4 protein-coding genes are annotated in these 2,481 nt (G+C 53.7%); all 4 read left to right on the forward strand.

The window, feature by feature from the left end:
* The first annotated feature begins 58 nt into the window (after window positions 1-58).
* A complete protein-coding gene (locus CAPSK01_RS03265; RefSeq protein WP_034922497.1) occupies window positions 59-340 on the forward strand; it encodes a DUF4258 domain-containing protein in 282 nt (93 codons plus the stop codon).
* Between the two features lies 1 nt (window position 341).
* On the forward strand, window positions 342-611 hold the full coding sequence (locus tag CAPSK01_RS21665) for a type II toxin-antitoxin system MqsA family antitoxin (RefSeq protein ID WP_273703008.1): 270 nt from the start codon (window positions 342-344) through the stop codon (window positions 609-611).
* A gap of 70 nt (window positions 612-681) precedes the next feature.
* A complete protein-coding gene (locus tag CAPSK01_RS03270) occupies window positions 682-2,070 on the forward strand; it encodes a tetratricopeptide repeat protein (protein ID WP_034922500.1) in 1,389 nt (462 codons plus the stop codon).
* A gap of 37 nt (window positions 2,071-2,107) precedes the next feature.
* Window positions 2,108-2,467: a type II toxin-antitoxin system VapC family toxin gene (locus CAPSK01_RS03275; RefSeq protein ID WP_273703007.1), complete on the forward strand. Its 360-nt coding sequence runs from the start codon at window positions 2,108-2,110 to the stop codon at window positions 2,465-2,467.
* Window positions 2,468-2,481 lie beyond the last annotated feature (14 nt).

A 2,481-nucleotide genomic window follows, 5' to 3' on the forward strand; every position in this document is an offset into this window, starting at 1 on the left:
CAACACACCTACCAATTTCACCCGCGATACCATTACGCTGAAGCGCTACAATTGACGAGTGGCTCAATCTACCATTGTCCGAATCCGCAACTGTGTTCGTTCACTGAACTACGTTGTGTCCATCCACGCTGTAGAAGAACTTGACGATGACAACCTTGCGATCCTCGATCTCGAAAACATCCTTCTCACCTGCGAAATCGTCGAACGTCAGCGCGACCGCAAAACGGACGAGCGGAAGTTCGTCGTCCGCGGCGCCACAGTCGGCGGAGTCCCGGCCGAGGCAGTCGTCAAGTTCGGCCCGCTCGGCAACCTCTTCGTCATCACAGTCTACCTTGTCTGAAGTGCTTTGCGCCTCGTGCGGCCATTCAGGTGCGCAACTGCGGAAGGTAACTCGCAGTTCCGGTCGAGGTTCTTCGCTTCTGGTGATAGAGAACATCCCTATGTGGTCGTGTCCTCACTGCGGAGAGTCCTACTTCTCGGCTCAGACACTCCACGAAATTGAACGTATTAAGGCTCTTCGGAAGTCGGTCGCTGTCGACCGCTCGGTTCCGGTTGCAGTTTTTCAAGAAGTACACGCCCAACCCGGCGCTCCAAGGGACGCTGCGCGATAAAGCCGCGCAGCGCCCCTGAGCTTTCACGTTAGCCCAAGAACATCCAACCATAGGACGAGGAGAGCATAGAATGATCCAGTCTGCTCTACGACTATTCGTCGCGATGCCGGGTACGAACATGGGAGCATCGGCAGAATGGAAGGCGCCTGACCAAATAAAGCTGCATTTTTACGAACCCATAAGGAAGGCCTTAGCAGAGCGTCTCAGCCGAGAGGTCGAGCTAGTGATCGAAAAAGACAAGGTACTTGGTGGCCCAATTCACGCCTCCATGTTCAGAGATGCCCTGAAAGCTGACATCTATATAGCTGACCTAACCGGCAACAATGCAAATGTGTACCTTGAATTAGGCGCACGGTGGACGTCACGCGATGCGGTCACGATCGTGGTGAGCCAAAACGTCAGCGAGATCCTCTTCAACGCCGCGGCAAGCCGAGCAATTCCTTATGCCAAAGACCCGGCGAGCCTGTCGAAAGCAATCTCCGAAGTCGTAAAGGCAGTTGTCGAGGAAATTGCAGACCCCAACCATTGCGACAGCCCCGTTCGCCAGTCAAGTGATCTCGTTGTGCATACCCGTGGATATATTGAGGAACTCCAAATAGAGAACTCCAAACTGAAAGAACAGCGGGGCCAAGACCTCTTTGCCGCTGCTGTAACCACCAAACAACCCGATGAGCGCCTGCGGTTACTACATGAAGTCGTAAACATCAACCCGAGCCGGGTGGATGCGCTTGTCGAGCTAGGCACCGAGCTTCGAAAGCAGACGAAATACGATGAGAGCATCTCGATTCTCAGGCGAGCTGTAGCTCTCGACCCAAAGTCCTCGGACGCATACCGAGAAATGGGAATTGCCTATGGCAAACAAGGTGACCATGAGAAGTCGGTTCATGCACTCGAGGAGGCAGTACGACTCGCGCCAGAGCACGCCGAGGCTTTGCGTAATCTCGGCGGTGCCCTCCGAAGGTGGGGCTTCCGCGATGCTCCCTCTGCGATCGACTGGAACGCAATCCGTTTAGCCCAAGAGCGCTATGCTACCGCAGCTAGAAGGGAACCATATGATACGTACTCATTGCTTAACGTAGCGAAGCTAGAGCTACTTCTGTCGAGTACCGATCCATCACGGCTGCCATCGGCAATGTCACAATTCGGAAAGGTTAAGCCGCTTTGCGAATTCAATGTCTCAAATGATCCAGAAGACCCGTGGCGCCGCTTTGATCTTGCTGAATCCTGCCTTGTATCAGGTGACACGCATAAGGGCTATGAACTATACAAGGAGGCGATCGCGGTCGTTCCCCTCAGACACAGAGAGTCGTACCTGTCATCTGTGCTGTCTCCTTTTCACGAGTTGCTGTCCCTAAATGTAGTCTCAGGTGAACTTAAAAACGCCATCAAGAAGGTTTGCACGTTGTTGGAGAAGGAAATAGGGAAGGCAAAGGCAGGAGAACCAATAGAGAACCAATAGGGAACAGACCACGGTTTTCTGAACGAGGGTTGAAGTCATGAAGCGCAAGGTATACGTTGAAACCTCGGTCATCAGCTACCTGACGGCTCGTCCCAGCAAGACTATTCTCGGGGCAGCTCATCAGCAAATTACTCTTGCTTGGTGGGAAACCCGCAACCAGTACGAACTGCTGGTGTCGGAGGCGGTATTGCGTGAGTGTGGCGCTGGTGACCCAGATGCAGCCGAGAAACGGCTGGCTGTGTTGAATGATGTGCCTTTACTCTTAATCACTGAGCAGGCACTCCATATCGCGGAGTCGTTGATAGGACATGGAATCGTGCCGGTCAAGGCTGCGGAAGATGCGCTGCACATCGCGGTCGCCACGGTCAGCGCATACCCTTACGCACAACTCATTTAGCATCAATGGATCGC

The organism is Candidatus Accumulibacter vicinus, from assembly GCF_000584955.1.
GTDB lineage: Bacteria > Pseudomonadota > Gammaproteobacteria > Burkholderiales > Rhodocyclaceae > Accumulibacter > Accumulibacter vicinus.